Source organism: Streptosporangium sp. NBC_01755, from assembly GCF_035917995.1.
Lineage (GTDB): Bacteria > Actinomycetota > Actinomycetes > Streptosporangiales > Streptosporangiaceae > Streptosporangium.
The window spans coordinates 770,826-785,957 of the sequence record NZ_CP109131.1; the positions used below are offsets into that span (position 1 = coordinate 770,826).

At 68.5% G+C, this 15,132-nt stretch carries 11 protein-coding genes; 10 read left to right on the plus strand and 1 reads right to left on the minus strand.

Features of this window, described 5'->3' with window-relative positions; genetic code table 11:
- Window positions 1–2: 2 nt before the first annotated feature.
- The 5 genes from OG884_RS03225 to OG884_RS03245 all read left to right on the plus strand — a co-directional run bounded on the left by OG884_RS03225 (window position 3) and on the right by OG884_RS03245 (window position 7,758).
- On the plus strand, window positions 3–4,583 hold the full coding sequence (locus OG884_RS03225) for a caspase, EACC1-associated type (protein WP_326641956.1): 4,581 nt from the start codon (window positions 3–5) through the stop codon (window positions 4,581–4,583).
- A gap of 369 nt (window positions 4,584–4,952) precedes the next feature.
- Entirely contained in the window at window positions 4,953–5,177 is a 225-nt protein-coding gene (locus OG884_RS03230) for a hypothetical protein (RefSeq protein WP_326641958.1), read from the plus strand.
- A gap of 593 nt (window positions 5,178–5,770) precedes the next feature.
- Entirely contained in the window at window positions 5,771–6,607 is an 837-nt protein-coding gene (locus OG884_RS03235; protein ID WP_326641960.1) for an alpha/beta fold hydrolase, read from the plus strand.
- Window positions 6,608–6,688: 81 nt separating this feature from the next.
- Complete coding sequence (locus OG884_RS03240) at window positions 6,689–7,111, plus strand: hypothetical protein (protein WP_326641962.1); 423 nt, start codon at window positions 6,689–6,691, stop codon at window positions 7,109–7,111.
- On the plus strand, window positions 7,108–7,758 hold the full coding sequence (locus OG884_RS03245; RefSeq protein WP_326641964.1) for a DUF998 domain-containing protein: 651 nt from the start codon (window positions 7,108–7,110) through the stop codon (window positions 7,756–7,758). The genes OG884_RS03240 and OG884_RS03245 overlap by 4 nt, the downstream gene beginning before the upstream one ends.
- Window positions 7,759–7,939: 181 nt before the next feature.
- Here OG884_RS03245 and OG884_RS03250 read toward each other — a convergent pair whose 3' ends face one another.
- Window positions 7,940–8,749 carry an ATP-binding protein gene (locus OG884_RS03250; protein ID WP_326641966.1) on the minus strand — a complete coding sequence of 270 codons (810 nt, stop codon included), beginning with the start codon at window positions 8,747–8,749 and terminating at the stop codon, window positions 7,940–7,942.
- Between the two features lie 250 nt (window positions 8,750–8,999).
- Between OG884_RS03250 and OG884_RS03255 the strand changes: the two genes are divergently transcribed.
- The 5 genes from OG884_RS03255 (at window position 9,000) to OG884_RS03275 (ending at window position 14,868) form a co-directional block, all read left to right on the plus strand.
- Window positions 9,000–10,376, plus strand: a complete 1,377-nt coding sequence (locus tag OG884_RS03255) for a helix-turn-helix domain-containing protein (protein ID WP_326641968.1) — start codon at window positions 9,000–9,002, stop codon at window positions 10,374–10,376.
- A 184-nt stretch (window positions 10,377–10,560) separates the two neighbouring features.
- Complete coding sequence (locus tag OG884_RS03260) at window positions 10,561–11,214, plus strand: DUF433 domain-containing protein (protein WP_326641970.1); 654 nt, start codon at window positions 10,561–10,563, stop codon at window positions 11,212–11,214.
- Window positions 11,195–11,701 (plus strand): DUF5615 family PIN-like protein, encoded by a 507-nt coding sequence (locus tag OG884_RS03265; RefSeq protein WP_326641972.1) that lies wholly within the window; start codon window positions 11,195–11,197, stop codon window positions 11,699–11,701. Before OG884_RS03260 ends, OG884_RS03265 begins: the two co-directional genes overlap by 20 nt.
- A 1,059-nt stretch (window positions 11,702–12,760) precedes the next feature.
- The gene (locus OG884_RS03270; RefSeq protein ID WP_326641974.1) at window positions 12,761–13,702 is read left to right on the plus strand and encodes an SRPBCC family protein; all 942 of its coding nucleotides are present in this window, start codon (window positions 12,761–12,763) and stop codon (window positions 13,700–13,702) included.
- The gene (locus tag OG884_RS03275; protein ID WP_326641976.1) at window positions 13,699–14,868 is read left to right on the plus strand and encodes a zinc-dependent alcohol dehydrogenase; all 1,170 of its coding nucleotides are present in this window, start codon (window positions 13,699–13,701) and stop codon (window positions 14,866–14,868) included. The genes OG884_RS03270 and OG884_RS03275 overlap by 4 nt, the downstream gene beginning before the upstream one ends.
- The last annotated feature ends 264 nt before the right edge of the window (window positions 14,869–15,132 follow it).

A 15,132-nucleotide genomic window follows, 5' to 3' on the forward strand; every position in this document is an offset into this window, starting at 1 on the left:
GGATGGTGGCTGAGGCCACGCCGAGGCTCCTGCTGTCCGGATCCGGCGTTCGCGTGCTGATCGTCGGCTCGGGCCGGCACGTCGCGGAGGCGAGGATCCGCGACGTGCCCCAGGCGGTCTCCGCCGCGACCGACCTGGCCACCACCCTGGTCGAGCACACCGATCTGGCTCCCGAGCAGCTGACGCTCCTGGTGAACCCGGACGATCCCGCCCGGCTGGCGACGGCGATCGACGCCCTGTCCCAGCAGGCCACCGACGTGTTGGTCTTCGTATATGTCGGACACGGTCTCATCGGTCCTGACAACCGCTTGTATCTCGCCACCCAGGCCACGGTGGACCTCACCCAAGGCCCGGTCAGGAACCAGGCGCTGCCGTACGCGGAAGTCGCCGACCTGCTGTCAAGGAGCAGGGCCCGGCTGAGCGTGGTGATCCTGGACTGCTGCTGGGCCGGACGCGCCACCGGCTGGCCGGACACCTATCTGCTGACCTCCACCAGCCGCGACGAGACGGCCTGGGCGCTGCCCGGGGATCGCCACACCGCTTTCACCGGCGCGCTCATCCACCTGCTCACCGAAGGCGACCCGACCGGACCGTACCTGCTCGGCCTTGACGACGTGCACCGCTGTCTCACCCGTGGCCTGCGCGAACGCGGCATGCCCGTTCCCCGCCGCCAGGCCGCCGACCACGGTGGCCGCCCGATCGTGGTCAACGCCGCGTACCGTCCCCCGGCCGGTCACCGCTTCCCGGCGGCACTGCCCGATGACGGGCAGCACAGCCCTTACCGAGGTCTGCGTGCCTACCGCGCCGAGGACACGGCCTTCTTCTTCGGCCGTGAAGCACTCACGCATACCCTCGCCGATCGGGTGACCTCCGAGCGAGGTGCACCGCTCGTCGTCACCGGTCCCTCCGGTTCAGGCAAGTCCTCCGTCCTGCAGGCCGGGCTGATCGCGGCGCTGGGCTCCGAACGTTGCCTGCTGCTCACCCCTGGCGCCGATCCCTTCGGCGGTCTTCTCCAAAGCGTGACCGACCTGACTGGAGGAAGCCGGCCCGACCCCGATCGCACGGGCGACACGACAGCTGAACGAGAGCAGCTGCTCGCGACGCCACCTGGCCCCGATCGCTTGGGGGACACGAGTGGAGGACGCCAACGGCTCATAACCCCGCCCGACCCCGATCGTTTGTGGGACGCCCTTCCTGAGGACACCGTTCTCCTCATTGACCAGTTCGAAGAGGTTTTCACCCTCTGCGAGGACGAGTCTCGCCGCGCACCGTTCATCAGGGCACTCGTCGCGATCTCCCGCAAGGTGCCCGTGGTGATCGGCGTGCGCGCCGACTTCTTCGGCCATTGCACCGCCTACCCCGGACTCGTGGACGCGCTGGAGCACGCGGCCGTCGTTCCGCCGCTGACCCGCGACCAGTTGCGCGATGTGATCGAGGAACCGGCCCGGCTGGCCGGTCTCACCCTCGATGAGGGCCTGGTGGAACAACTGCTGGACGACCTCGGCGACAGCACCGACAGCACCCCTCTGCCGCTGCTGTCCCATGCGCTGCTGGCCACCTGGCAACGCCGCGAGGACGGCGTCCTCACCCTGGCGGCCTACCGCGCGACCGGCGGAATCACCCAGGCGCTGGCCCGCACCGCCGACGAGACCCTGAACTCCCTCCACTCACCAGACCTTCTCACCACCGCACCCCGGTCACCGCAGTCGTCCGGCACCGCACCCCGGTCACCGCAGTCGTCCGGCACCGCACCCCGGTCACCGCAGTCGTCCGGCACCGCACCCCGGTCACCGCAGTCGTCCGACACCGCGCCCTCCCACAGCGCGAAGCGGCCGCCAAGCGGGCCAGAGCCTCCCGATTCCTTGGCCCGGGACACCGCGCGCCGTATGTTCCTGCGCCTCGTCCGGCTTGGCGAGGCCACCGACGACACCCGCCGAACGGTCCCCCTGCTGGAACTGCTCCCTGCGGCCGGCAGTCCGGAACATGATCAAGCCCGGGTCGTCCTCGACGCCTTCACCCGAGCCCGGCTGATCACCGTGGATCAGGATCGGGCCCACATCGTCCACGAAGCCCTCATCCGTGCCTGGCCGCAACTGCGATCCTGGATCGACGCCGACCGCGCCGACCTGCTCGTGGGCCAGCAACTCTCCGAGGACGCCGCGCGCTGGGACCGCCAGCGACGCGAGCCCGGCTATCTCTACACCGGCGCCCGGCTGGAGGCCATCGACCGGACCCGCGAGCGCTGGCGCTCCGGCCCGACCCGCCACCCCTTTCTGAACGAGGTCGTCGCCGACTTCCTGACCAGCAGTGACGCGGCCGCGAAGCGGGCCAGACGGCGCCGCCGGGTCACCCTGGTGACCCTCATCGTCCTGCTGATCGCCTCGCTGGGAGGCGCCGGGGCGGCCGTCCTCGCCGCGAACGACGCCAGGACCCAGCAGCGTCTCGCCGAGGCGCGGAGCCAGGAGGCCACGTCACGCGAGCGGGCGCTACAGAGCGAGTACATCGCGGCCGCCGATCCGGTACGGTCCGCCGCGCTGGCCGCCAACGCCTGGCGCGTCGCCCGTACGCCCGAGGCGCGCTACAGCGTGCTCGACATCCTCGCCGGCGCCGGCCGAGGCATCATCGCGGTAGGCGAGGGCTCCGCGTGGGCCGTGGCCTACAGCCCGGACGGAAAGACTCTGGCCGTCTCGGAAACCGATGGCACCATACGGCTGTGGGACGTCGCCACCCGCCGCCCCATCGGCACCCCGCTCACCGGCCATCAGGATGTCGTCCCCTCCGTCGCTTTCAGCCCGGACGGGCACACGCTCGCCAGCGCCGGACTGGACGGCACCGTACGGTTGTGGAACGTCACCACTCATCGCCCCATCGGTGCTCCCCTTACCGGCCACAGCGAATTCGTCTGGGCGGTGGCCTTCAGCCCGGATGGGCACACGCTCGCGAGCGCAGGAAACGATAAAACCGTACGCTTGTGGGATATATCCGCCCATCGGCAGCTCGGCGCCCCCCTCACCGGACACAAGGGCCCCGTCTACGCGGTCGCCTACAGCCCGGACGGACACACCCTCGCCAGTGCCGGAGACGACAAGACCCTACGGCTGTGGGACGTCGCCACCCGCCGTCCGCTCGGAACCCCGCTCACCGGCCACCCGGACGACGTCCGCGGCGTCGCCTTCAGCCCGGACGGGAAGACAATGGCCACCACAGCCGCCGACAAGGCCGTACGGCTGTGGGACGTCGCCACCCGTCGTCCGCTCGGCGCCCCGCTCACCGGCCACACGGACGCCATCGGTTCCGCATTCAACCCCGTCAACGGGGTGCTCTTCAGCCCCGACGGACGCACTTTGGCCACGGCGGGAAACGATGGCACCGTACGCCTGTGGGACGTCGCCACCCACCGCCCGCTCGGCGCCCCGCTCACCGGGCACAAGAACAGCGTCATCGGGCTGGCCTACAGCCCGGACGGACACACTCTCGCCAGTGCCGGATTCGAGGGAACCGTCCACCTCTGGGATGTCACCGCGCACCGCCAACTCGGCGGCCCCTTCGACGCCGCCGCCGAGTTCGCCTGGACCGTCGCCTTCAGCCCTGACGGCCGCATCCTGGCCAGCGCGGGGAGCGATGGCATCGTGCACATCTGGGACATAGCCGCCCACCGACGTCGCGGCGAACCCCTCACCGGCCACAAAGAGCATGTTCTCCGGCTGGCATTCAGCCCGGACGGACGCGTTCTCGCCAGTGCCGGAGCCGACGGCACCGTGCGTCTGTGGAACATCGCGACGCACCGCGAAGTCGCGACCCTCACCGGACACAGGAAAGGAGTCCAGACCGTCGCCTTCAGCCCGGACGGGCGCACCTTGGCCAGTGCCGGAGACGACGGCACCGTACGCCTGTGGGACGTCGCCACCCATCGCCCGCTCGGCGCCCCGCTGACCGGGCACGGCGGCCGCGTTCTTGAGGTGGCGTTCACCCGAGACGGGCGTGGCCTCGCCAGCGCGGGAATCGACGGAAGCGTCCGCCGGTGGAACATCGCCGGCCACAGTGGCGACGCCGTTCTCCCGCCGCGTCGCGAAGGCTCGGTGAGCGCCCTTGCCCTAAGCGCCGACGCGCGTGCCCTCGCCATCGCCGACACCGATGAGAGCGTGGTGCGCCTGTGGGATCTCTCCACCGGGCAGGAGCGCGGCAATCCCTTCGCCGGGCACCAGGACACCCGCAACCCAGTGGTCGACTCCATCAACAGCGTGGCCTTCAGCCCTGATGGACGCAGTCTCGCGAGCGGGGGAGCCGACGGCACCATCCGGCTGTGGGACACCACCACCCACCGGCAGCTGGGCGACCCCCTCACCGGACACACCGCCTCCTCCAATGGATTGCCGTTCATCAGCGGCGTGACCTTCAGCCCTGACGGGGGGACCCTGGCCAGCGCCGGTGGTGACGGCACCGCACGCCTGTGGGGTGGCGTCGCGGTCCCGGCTGACAGCGATCTATCGCGACTGATCTGCCCGCTGGCCGCCCGATCCCCCTACTCCGAGGGGTATGACGAGTACACCGCTCCACCACCTGATCAAGGAAGGCGGTGCTGAGCTTCAGGCCGTTTCCGAGCGTGTCACCTCAAGCGTGCAAAGATCACCTCCGATAGATGGAGAGTGTTCTCCACCTGATTCGTCCTGGGTGGGCACGTACGCCCAAGAGACCGCCGGCTCCGCGACTGTCCAGGCCGTCCTCGTCCGGTAGACCGTCGAAGCCGATCGCCACCCAGGATGAAAAAGCCTTCCTCAGCTGGATTTTCCAGTGATCCACAACTGGTTTCCAAGTATGTCGGCGCACTCTGACGGCAGGAAATCATGTGCTTGAGACGCGATTACCACCAGAATCGCCGTTCACGGGCGCGTGCCTCTTCAACGAAGGGCAGGAAAAGAATGAGAGCTCGTCGTCTGGCCACAGTGGCGTTGATGGCAGGTGGGCTTGCCTTCGGCACCATGGCCGCCCCCGCCATGGCCGCCCCCGCCGCAACCACCTCCGCGCAGGCCGCCCCCTCATGGCACTTCGCGGATTACTACCAGTATAGAAACGATTGCACCAGAACCGGCTTCAACGCCATCACCAACGGCGGCATCGTCCAGGATTACAAATGTGAGCTCGTCGGCTCTCGCTTTGCTCTTTACCTCTTCTATTAGAATTCACTGAAAGATCCGTCCCGGGCCGGCGTGAATGTCGGCCCGGGACGAACCTTTCCGCGGATATTTTTCATCCCGGAGCGGTCTGCCGGTCGCAGGATGATCGAGAGTCCGGCGTCCCCCTGATGACATGAAGAAGCTCCTGGTAGACGGGTTGATCACCACACCGGCCACCGGGCACGCGGGTCGAGCTCTCCTCGACGGTCGTGACGCCACGCGCCAGACTCCCTTTGAGGGCCGCCATCACCTCAGACAGGGCGGTGTTCTCCGCGTCGCGGGACGCCGGAACGGCCCCTCCAGGACGGCCGCGACCTGGGAGGCAGCGGGCAGGCGTCTGGAGTCCATGCGGGTCCTGCTGCCCGGCACCGACCAAGGCATACGATCCTGGGCTTCGCGGGCGGCTACTGGCGCAAGCAATGCGACCTCCCGGCCGAGTCCCGCGCACTCCTGGCCTGCCACTGCGCGTGCTGCGCAGCCCGGGACCGGGGTCCGTCACCCTGGTCGCGACAAGTCGAAACCGGACCGATTCCTTCTCCGCCCAGGCGCCGTCATACAGCCGGTAACACCGTATGACACCTGAGACGGGAACAATCATGTCCACCACCAGCAAAACAGCGGTCACGGTGAACTCGACGGTCATCTCCCGGGACGGAACCGAGATCGCGTTCGAGCGGCTCGGTGCCGGGCCCGCGGTCATCCTGGTGTCCTCGGCGCTGGCCGACCGCTCCGACGCCGGTAAGCTCGCCGGCCTGCTCGCCCAGCACTTCACCGTGATCAACTACGACCGGCGAGGCCGGGGCGCCAGTGGCGACGCCCCAGGGTACGCGGCCGAACGCGAGGTCGAGGACATCGCGGCGTTGATCGACCATGTCGGGGGTTCGGCCTCGGTGTTCGGGAGTTCGTCGGGGGCGGTACTGGCGTTGCGTGCTGCGGCGACCGGGCTCAACATCGAGAAACTGGCACTCTACGAGCCGCCGTTCGTGATCGGCGACGACGGCTTCGGCCCACCCAAGGACTACGCCCGGCACCTCGACGCGCTGCTGGCCGCCGACCGGCGCGGCGACGCGGTCAGGTACTTCATGACCAAGGCACAGGGCATGCCCGCGTTCATGGTGACCATGATGCGGCTGATGCCGGGTGTGTGGTCGAACCTCAAGGCGCTGGCGCACACGTTGCCCTACGACGCCGCGGTGATGGGCGAGACCCAGCAGGGCAAGCCGCTGGAGGCCGGCCGATGGTCTGCCGCGACAGCGCCGTCCCTGGTGCTTACCGGCGGCAAAAGCCCGGCCGGATTCCACAACGCCGCACGAGCACTCGCCCATGTCCTGCCCGATGCCGAACACCGCACCCTGCCCGGCCTCAACCACGGCGCCGTGGTCATGGCCCCCAAAAAGCTCGCGCCCGCGCTCGTGGAATTTCTGCACGGCTGAGCCGGGCACCGATTCCTTTCCAGGCGCCGTGCCGTCACACAGACAAACCCAGCAGCATCGAAGCGGACAGGAGAGGTCCTCATGTCGAACAAGCAGGACACCGCGATGACCGAGCTAGACCGGCTCACCGGCACCTGGAAGGTGAGCGGCGAGGCCACCGGCCAGGTCACCTATTCCTGGCTGGTGGGCCGTCACTTCCTCAAGCAGGAGGTCGACCTTCAGCATGCCGGCCGGCACATCACCGGCATCGAGATCATCGGCCGGGAAAAGCCGTTCGGCGCCGAGGAACCAGGCGAGGACATCACCTCCCGGTTCTACGGCAGCCAGGGCGAGACCCTCGACTACGTCTACGAGATCAACGGTGACACGCTCACCATCTGGGGCGGCGAGAAAGGCTCACCCGCCTACTATCGCGCCCTGTTCAGCCCCGACGGCAACAGCCTGTCCGGGGACTGGATCTGGCCCGGCGGCGGCTACCACGCCGAACTGAGCCGCGTCCGATGACTGACACCACGACCACGAAGCGACTGCTGACCGCCGGTACGGTCGCGACCCCGCTGTTCTTCACTGTGGCGTTCGCCCAGGCGTTCACCCGAGACGGCTTCGATCTCTCCCGGCACATGCTCAGCCAGTTGGCGACGGGAGACCTCGGATGGCTGCAGATCGCCAACTTCGTCGTCACCGGCACGCTGTTCATCGCGGCGGCCATCGGGATGCGGCGGACACTGCGCCAGGGCCATGGGGCGAAATGGGGCCCCCGACTGATCGGAGTCTTCGGCGGTGCACTGGTCCTCGCGGGCGTCTTCGTCACCGACCCGGCGAGCGGCTACCCCGCCGGGTCAGCCGACGGAGTGATCTCCTGGCACGGCGCGCTTCACAACGTGGCCTCCATGGTGGCCGGCCTTGCCCTGCTGGCAGCGAGCCTGGTGTTCGCCCGCCGGTTCCTCGCCGGCAAGCAGAAAGGGTGGGCGATCTACAGCGTGGCCGGCGGGATCGTCTACGCCGTCCTGCCACAGACCAACCCCGGGCTGATGAGCCTGCTGTTCGCCGTCGCATCGCTGATCGGCTGGGCCTGGATCTCCATGCTTTCCCTCCACCTCGTCAACACCAGCACGGCTGAGGCGATCAAGCCCCAACTCCAGCGCGCATAACAATCATCAGTGGGGCCCGTGTCAAAGGACACGGGCCCCACTTTCCACGCTCCCGCTCCCGGAGCCGCGCGAGCCCAGGGCCGGAGCGGAGGACGCCCCACCGTGATGGATGCAGTTGTGCGAGCCCGCAGACTCAAGGGCCCCCGAGGCCGCTCCCCACGAAAGCCCGCCCGCCCAGCATCTATCCCGATGACCAGCGGCGGAGATCTGCGAGACCGGGGCGGAGGTCCGGGAGGGGTGGGAAGAGCAGGCGGTTGCCGGAGAGGGTGGGCAGGGCGAAGGCGACGGCCTTGCCGGGGGTGGCAGTGGTGAGGGTGATGGCCGGGTAGGTCTGGCAGTGGCCACCTGAGAGCTGGTGGGCCAGGAGCAGGCCACGGCCGTTCTCGGCGAGCAGCGGAAGGCCGATCTTCTTCACCGAGTGCAGCAGGTTGAGGATGAGGCGGATCTCATGCAGGTTGGGGTCACCGTCGACGATCTCGCACCAGGTGGGGATGCCGTCCAAGCTGAAGATCCGCAGCTCGTACGGCGGGCGGGCGTGCTTCTCGGCGTTGGCGGCGAGTTCGGCGACGATGAGTTCGGCGGTGTCGATGTCGTCGTCGGGCAGGCCTGCCTGCTGGAGCACCTCCCGGACGGCGGCCCGGGCACGGCGCGAGGCCGAGCCGGGCTGCAGGACCTTCACAAGCGCACGGATGTCACTCTGCCCCGCCGCGCCACCGTCCCGCCCCGTTGTCCCGGTGTCCGGCCCCACCGCTCCGGCGCCCAGCCCTGCTGCCTCGCTGTCTGGCCTTGTCATCCCGGCGCCCGGCCCCGTCACCCCCGCCTGTCGCCTCTTCATCTCGGTGTCCGGTGCCGTCGCCCTGGTGTCGTGTACTGGCGGGGTGGTGCTCTGTCCGGTTGCGTCGAGGTGTTTCCAGTTCTGGTCCGGCAGGGGCGCCGGGCTTTCGGCCGGGTGGTGTTGGGCACCTGGCGGGATGTCGTCGGCTGACCGCATGAGCACGCTCCGTTCACTGTGGGGGCTGTGCACAGCAGGAAACGTCAGGGTGATCGGAGGGGGGAACATCAGCGCCTGCCCGTTGATCACCGGCCGTTGGAGGCCGTTCCGGAGGTGGAAGGCGACTGGGCATCAGGAGGGCGTAACTGGGCGGCGGTAGGCGTTAACCGAGCGTTTCGCTGAGGGGTAGCGACCAGAGGTCTTCGAATATCACAATGAGTTGTCATTCGATTACCGAAGGAGAGTGGTCGTGGGGAAGCCACATGGTGGTAAGGGGCGTCCGGACCTGGCCAGGGCGCGTAAGCAGCGGGGAATGACTCAGGAGGAGGCGGCGGCAGCGGTCGGGGTGGCCCCGGGGACCTGGGGCCGGTGGGAGCGGAGCGAGCAGGGCATCCGTGCCTACAGCCGCAGACAGATCGCGGCCGTGTTCGAGGTGGAGGCGGTGGAGGTCGAGCAGTGGATAGAGGGGTGGTCCCACGGAGAGACATCTTCGTGGCCCGGTACGGAGTACGGCGACACGTCGACGGCGGCTACCGTGAAGTCGGCCGCACTGTTGTGGAGGTATGAGGTGGACGAGTCCCGGCGCCACGTGCTGGCCGCGTTGCCGTTCGTGCCCTCGGTGCTGGGCGGGTGGCTGTCGGCGTGGAACTACGACACTCCCCCTCGATCGGCCGCGCAGCGGGGAAGCAGGCACGCGGTGGGCATAGCCGACGTCGACCGCGTCAACGAGGCCCGCACGGTCTTCAGCCAATTGGACAACCAGTTCGGGGCGGGCCTGGTCCGCCCGACGGTGGCACGGTATCTCGACAACACAGTCGCCCCGCTGTTGCAGGGCCGCTACGACGAGCAGGTGGGGGCGGCGCTGATGTCGGCGGCGGCCGGGATGACACTGCTGGCGGGCTGGACGGCCTTCGACCTGAACCAGCAGGGTCAGGCACAGCAGCACTTCGGCCAGGCCCTGCGGCTGGCGAAGACGGGGGACGATCCACTGACCGGGGTCTGGGTGCTGGCGACGATGGCCAGGCAGGCGATTCATCTGGAGCAGGCCGCCATGGCGGTCTGGCTCGCACGAGCCGCGACCGACACCGCACGCCGTGCACAGGCGTCCCCGAACGTCATGGCGTTGATGCTGACCAGGGAGGCGTGGGCAACGGCCCTGCAAGCCAAACCAGCCGAGACCGATGACAGGCACAGCGCCAAGCAGGTCGAACGTCTGCTTGGCGAAGCGGAAAGCACCCACGCTCAAGGGAGCACCGATCGTGACCCGGCATGGATCGGCATGCATGACGAGGTAGAGCTGAATGCCCAGGCGGGCGAGTGCTGGCAGCTGCTCGGCGACTACACGCGAGCGGCGAACCATGCGGAAGCGGCCGTGACCTCGTTCAGCAAACGCCTTCCTCGATCCGCCCAGATCAACCAGATCAATGCCGCCAAGGCATACGTGAAAATGGGTGAGCTGGAGCGAGCTCTTGACACCGCCCGAGCCGCGATTCCGGCGACGAAGGCGCTGGCCTCCGCACGCTCGGTCGATCTGATCCGGCAGTTCGCCGGTCGGCTTGAGCCGTACAAGGGCAGCATGATGGTCCGCGAGTTCCGCGACCACCTCAACCACGAACTCGCCGCCTGACCCTTACCCGCCGGGCGGGGCGGCATCGAAGTCCTCTGCGGGGGGGCAGCGGTGACGACGTCCCTAGTCCGGCCGGAAGCATCAAGACTGCGAAGGGCGCCGCGTAATGCCTGACCGACGTAGCGGGATTTGCGATGATGGCCGGGCGGAAGTGTGATTCACGGAGCGCGGAAGGGGTGAGGTGATGACGTACGACCCGAAATTGGCTGCCGCGCTGTCAGGCGCCACGCTCCGCCAGCTCGCGCACTGGCGTAAGGCCGGTGTCAGACAGGGCGCGGTGCTGATACCGGAGATCTCCGGCACGCGCCCCGTCCTCTACTCCTTCCGTGATGTGGTGGCGCTGCGAACCTGCGTCAAGCTGCGTAACGACGCCTCACTACAGAAGATCAGACGGGCGCTCGACACACTCCGCGGCGATCTGAAAGAGCACGACCATCTCTCGTCCTACACGCTGGTCGCCGACGGCAGCAGCATCTACCTGGCCGAGTCGGATCAGGCGGTCGATCTGGTGCGGAGGAAGGCCAACGTGGTCATCCACGAGATGGTCGACGTCCTGCAGCCGTTCTACCGTGACGGCAGGCACATCCCGCCGTTGCTGCGACCTCGCGCGCATGTGACGGTGGATCCGGCGGTTCGCGGTGGGGTGCCCGTGATCGAGGGCACCCGCGTCCCTTATGACGAGGTCGCCGCACTGCTCAGGGACGGAGTCCTCCCGGAGCGGATCTCCGAGTACTACCCGAGCGTCACCGCCACAGCGGCCCTGGATGCCGCCGATTTCGCCGACTACGTTGACAGCTACGATCCCCCCAAGGAGCCTCGTGAGGCTGCTGCTGGATGAGAACGTGTCCCGGCCGCTCCACCAGGCCATCGCCGCTTTCGTCCTGGGGCATGAGATCGTCCACCTGCTGGATCTCGATCGTTGGTCCGGAACACGGGATGAGAACCTCTACCCCCGGGCGGTGGCCGAGGGCTTCCACGTCATCCTGACCAACGACGCTCGGCAGATGCAACGTCTCCGGGAAGTCGAGGCGATCGCCGCCTCCGGGTTGCATCGGATCGAATACCCGCACAAGCATCCTGGCCTGATCGGAATCGGCCTCGCGATCGCCACGGTCGCCGCCGGACTGCCCGCTGCCCTCGCTCTGCTCGCCGAGGCGGACGGGCAACGTCTGGTGACCTTACGCGGCATCGACCCGACCCCGGCCAGCCGCCTGCGCGTCGTCGACCCGGCCATGGTCCCGCCGAAAATACTGGCCGCCTCTGACGTAGCCCCTCTGCCGTGGAGCCCGCAAACCGATGGGCGGAAGTCACACGCACATTCGTGAACGGGTCAGGAGGAGACCTTACCTGGGTCGCGTCCACGGACGTGGTGTACGAGCATCCGAATCCGGTAAGCCGGTCACGGTGGAAAAGCGCGGCGTCGTCCGTGGGGAAAAGCGCGGCGAGGGTGGCGGAGTGGTTCAGGGCCGCTCACCGGTGTCGCGTCGTTCGGGGTCGAAGATCAAAAGCGCAGCGAGGGCGGCGGAGTGGTTCAGGGCCGCCCATCGGTACGGGTCCGCCGCGGTGCGGAAGGATTCGGGGCCGCTCCTCGCCGCTGCTCGCCGCCGCCTCGTGCGGGGCTCTCGCCGTGCGGGGTACGAAGGTCCGCGGGGCGTCCGGTCAGGGGTCGCCCCCGGCCGGGTGCGGGGACGAATCGGGCCTTCCACCACGAAAGGCGGCCCACCCGAGGGGCCGGAGTTGTGGTTTCCATGATCTGGGTGAATCCGCACGCCCCCAGCGTGCCAACTCACCCAGATCATGGAAAATCCCCGATCGTCACCACCACGGCCCCGCCTCCACGCCCGCCATGACCCGCTTTGCCCCCTCCCGGAGCTCCACCGGCCCGCCCCCGGTCACCCACACCCGCCAACGCCCGCCACCACCCCGCACGATGCGATACCGGTGAGCGGCCCCCAACCACTCCACCACCCTCGCCGCGCTTTGACCTTCCACCCCGCACGATGCGTTACCGGTGAGCGGCCCCCAACCACTCCACCACCCTCGCCGCGCTTTTCCCCACGTACTACGCCGCGCTTTTCAACGGCGATCAGCCAGGCGCGGCAGGTACCGATCTCAAACACTCGTACACCACCTGCGCGGACGCGATCCCTCACCTGATCGCAGACGTGCCACGAGGTTGGGCTCCTGGGATTCCAGGGCTGACCAAAGGATTCGGACAATCAGTGTCGTACCAGGTCAGCGGGGTAGAGACAGTGAATTAACCCGCGGGACGACCGTCCGGGTGGTGCCCGCGCCGCAGGCGGGGCAGCGAGAGCGGTCGTGGCCGCCGGGCCAGGCCGCCGCTGAAGCGATGGCGAAAAGTCACCAGCCAGGTGAGGAAAATCATGGGTGAAGGATACGAACACACGACTCACACCCTCGCCCGCGCGCTGGGCTGGGCCGGCCTGGGAGTGGGCGTGGCACGGCTCGCGGCGCGGTTCGCCGCGTCGGGCGCCGGTAGGCGCGCGCCCGGTGTCGAGGACTCGGCCCGGGCACGCGACGCGATGGCGCCGACGGGCGTGTGGGGTGTGTTTTACCCGGCGTCCCCGCCGGGCGGCCGCAGACCCACCTCCAGAGGAGGGACCCGTGTCGCGGGTGACATCCCGGGCCGGATCCGGCCGGGCCTGTCGACCGCCGGCCGCACCGGCCGGAGACGCGGCCGCGCCATGGCCGTGACGGCGGTCGCCGCCGGTACGGCCGCCGCCCTGTACACCGCGGTCCGCGCGAGGCGGCACCGTCAGGAAAAGTCCGAGCACGGGATGAATCTGCACGCGGCCGTCACGATCAATCGTCCCCGCGAGGAGGTGTACCGGTGCTGGCACGACTTCGAGAACCTTCCCCGCTTCATGGCGCACCTGGAGTCGGTACGGGTGATCGGTGACGGACGATCGCACTGGAAGGCGAGGGGACCCGCGAAGAAGGCCATCGAGTGGGAGGCGGTGATCGTCGAGGACCGCTCGGGCGAGTTGATCGCCTGGCGCTCCGTCGGGAAGGCTGCCGTCGCCAACAGCGGTTCCGTGCGTTTCACCGACGCGCCCGGCGAACGTGGCACGGAGGTGCGGGTGAACCTCAGATACGACCCGCCGGGCGGCAAGATCGGCACCGCCTTCGCCCGACTGCTGGGCGAGCATCCCGAACAGCAGGTACGAGACGATCTGTGCCGGTTCAAGCAGGTCCTGGAGACCGGAGAGGTGGTCCGCTCCGAGGGGATCCCGGAGGGCGCCCGCGCCCTGTGGCAAGCCACGCAACGCCCCGCTCAGCCCGCGATGTCAGGGAGCGCCTCATGAAAGCCAACTGCTGGATGGGCCGCAACACCGTCGAGGTCCAGGAGGTCCCCGATCCCAGGATCCTGAACGCTTGTGACGCCATCGTCCGGATCACCTCGACCGCGATCTGCGGCTCCGACCTGCACCTCTACGACGGCTACATCCCGACCATGGAGAAGGGCGACATCCTCGGCCACGAGTTCATGGGCGAGGTGGTGGAAGTCGGGTCCAAGGTGACGAAGCTGCGGGTCGGTGATCGCGTGGTGGTGCCCTTCCCGATCGCCTGCGGCTCCTGCGGCGCCTGCGATCACGGCATGTACTCGGTGTGTGAGAACTCCAACCCCAACGCCGGTCTGGCGGAGAAGCTCATGGGTCACACTCCCGCGGGCATCTTCGGCTACTCCCACATGCTCGGCGGCTACCCCGGAGGTCAGGCGGAGTACGCGCGAGTGCCGTTCGCCGACGTGGGGCCGATCAAGATCGAGGACGGCCTGCCGGACGAGCAGGTGCTGTTCCTGTCCGACATCCTGCCCACCGGCTGGATGGGCGCGGAGATGTGTGACATCAAGCCCGGGGACGTCATCGCCGTATGGGGGGCCGGACCTGTCGGCCAGTTCGCGGCCGCCAGCGCTTTCCTGATGGGAGCCGAACGGGTCATCTCCATCGACCGCTTCCCCTACCGGCTGGAGAGGGCCAGGCGCGCCGGCGCCGAGACGCTCAACTACGAGGAGGTCGATGTCCTCGACGCGCTGCGGGACATGACCGCCGGCCGGGGTCCGGACGCCTGCATCGACGCCGTGGGCATGGAGGCCCATCACCCCGCCGGCATCGTGCACGCCTACGACCGGGCCAGGCAGGCGACCCGGATGGAGACCGACCACCCGTACGCCCTGCGCGAGGCGATCATGTCCTGCCGCAACGGTGGAATCGTCTCCGTGATCGGCGTCTACGGCGGCCTGATCGACAAGTTCCCGATGGGCTCGCTGATGAACCGGTCACTGACGATGCGGAGCGGCCAGTGCCACGTGCAGCGCTACCTGAAACCTCTGCTGGGCAGGATCCGCAACGGCGACATCGATCCCAGCTTTGTGATCAGCCACCGCATGCGGCTGGAGGACGCCCCGCGCGCCTACGAGATGTTCAAGCACAAGCAGGACAAATGCAACAAGGTGGTCCTGACCCCGTAGCACTCCGTTCCTCCGGGTTCCTCCGGGTTCCTCCGGGTTCCTCCGGGTTCCTCCGGGGATGAGGTGTCGAGAGGATGCCCGCCGGTCGATGAGAAGCCTGTCACCGCCGCAGGCACTGATCGGCGAGCAGGGTGTGGGCGCGCATGTTGTGCTCCATCATCCGCAGTGCCGCGCGGGCGAGGGCGGGGCAGCTGTGGGCCACGCAGTCACGGGCCACTCGGACGGAGAACTCGCGCTGGATTCAGGGTGAGCCGGGCAGGGGCC

Bases quoted from the DNA above. Each gene is read 5' to 3' on its own strand.
- OG884_RS03225 (WP_326641956.1), top strand. From the start codon at position 3: ATGGTGGCTGAGGCCACGCCGAGGCTCCTGCTGTCCGGATCCGGCGTT.
- OG884_RS03230 (WP_326641958.1), top strand. From the start codon at position 4,953: ATGGCAGGTGGGCTTGCCTTCGGCACCATGGCCGCCCCCGCCATGGCC.
- OG884_RS03235 (WP_326641960.1), top strand. From the start codon at position 5,771: ATGTCCACCACCAGCAAAACAGCGGTCACGGTGAACTCGACGGTCATC.
- OG884_RS03240 (WP_326641962.1), top strand. From the start codon at position 6,689: ATGTCGAACAAGCAGGACACCGCGATGACCGAGCTAGACCGGCTCACC.
- OG884_RS03245 (WP_326641964.1), top strand. From the start codon at position 7,108: ATGACTGACACCACGACCACGAAGCGACTGCTGACCGCCGGTACGGTC.
- OG884_RS03250 (WP_326641966.1), bottom strand. From the start codon at position 8,749: ATGCGGTCAGCCGACGACATCCCGCCAGGTGCCCAACACCACCCGGCC.
- OG884_RS03260 (WP_326641970.1), top strand. From the start codon at position 10,561: ATGACGTACGACCCGAAATTGGCTGCCGCGCTGTCAGGCGCCACGCTC.
- OG884_RS03270 (WP_326641974.1), top strand. From the start codon at position 12,761: ATGGGTGAAGGATACGAACACACGACTCACACCCTCGCCCGCGCGCTG.
- OG884_RS03275 (WP_326641976.1), top strand. From the start codon at position 13,699: ATGAAAGCCAACTGCTGGATGGGCCGCAACACCGTCGAGGTCCAGGAG.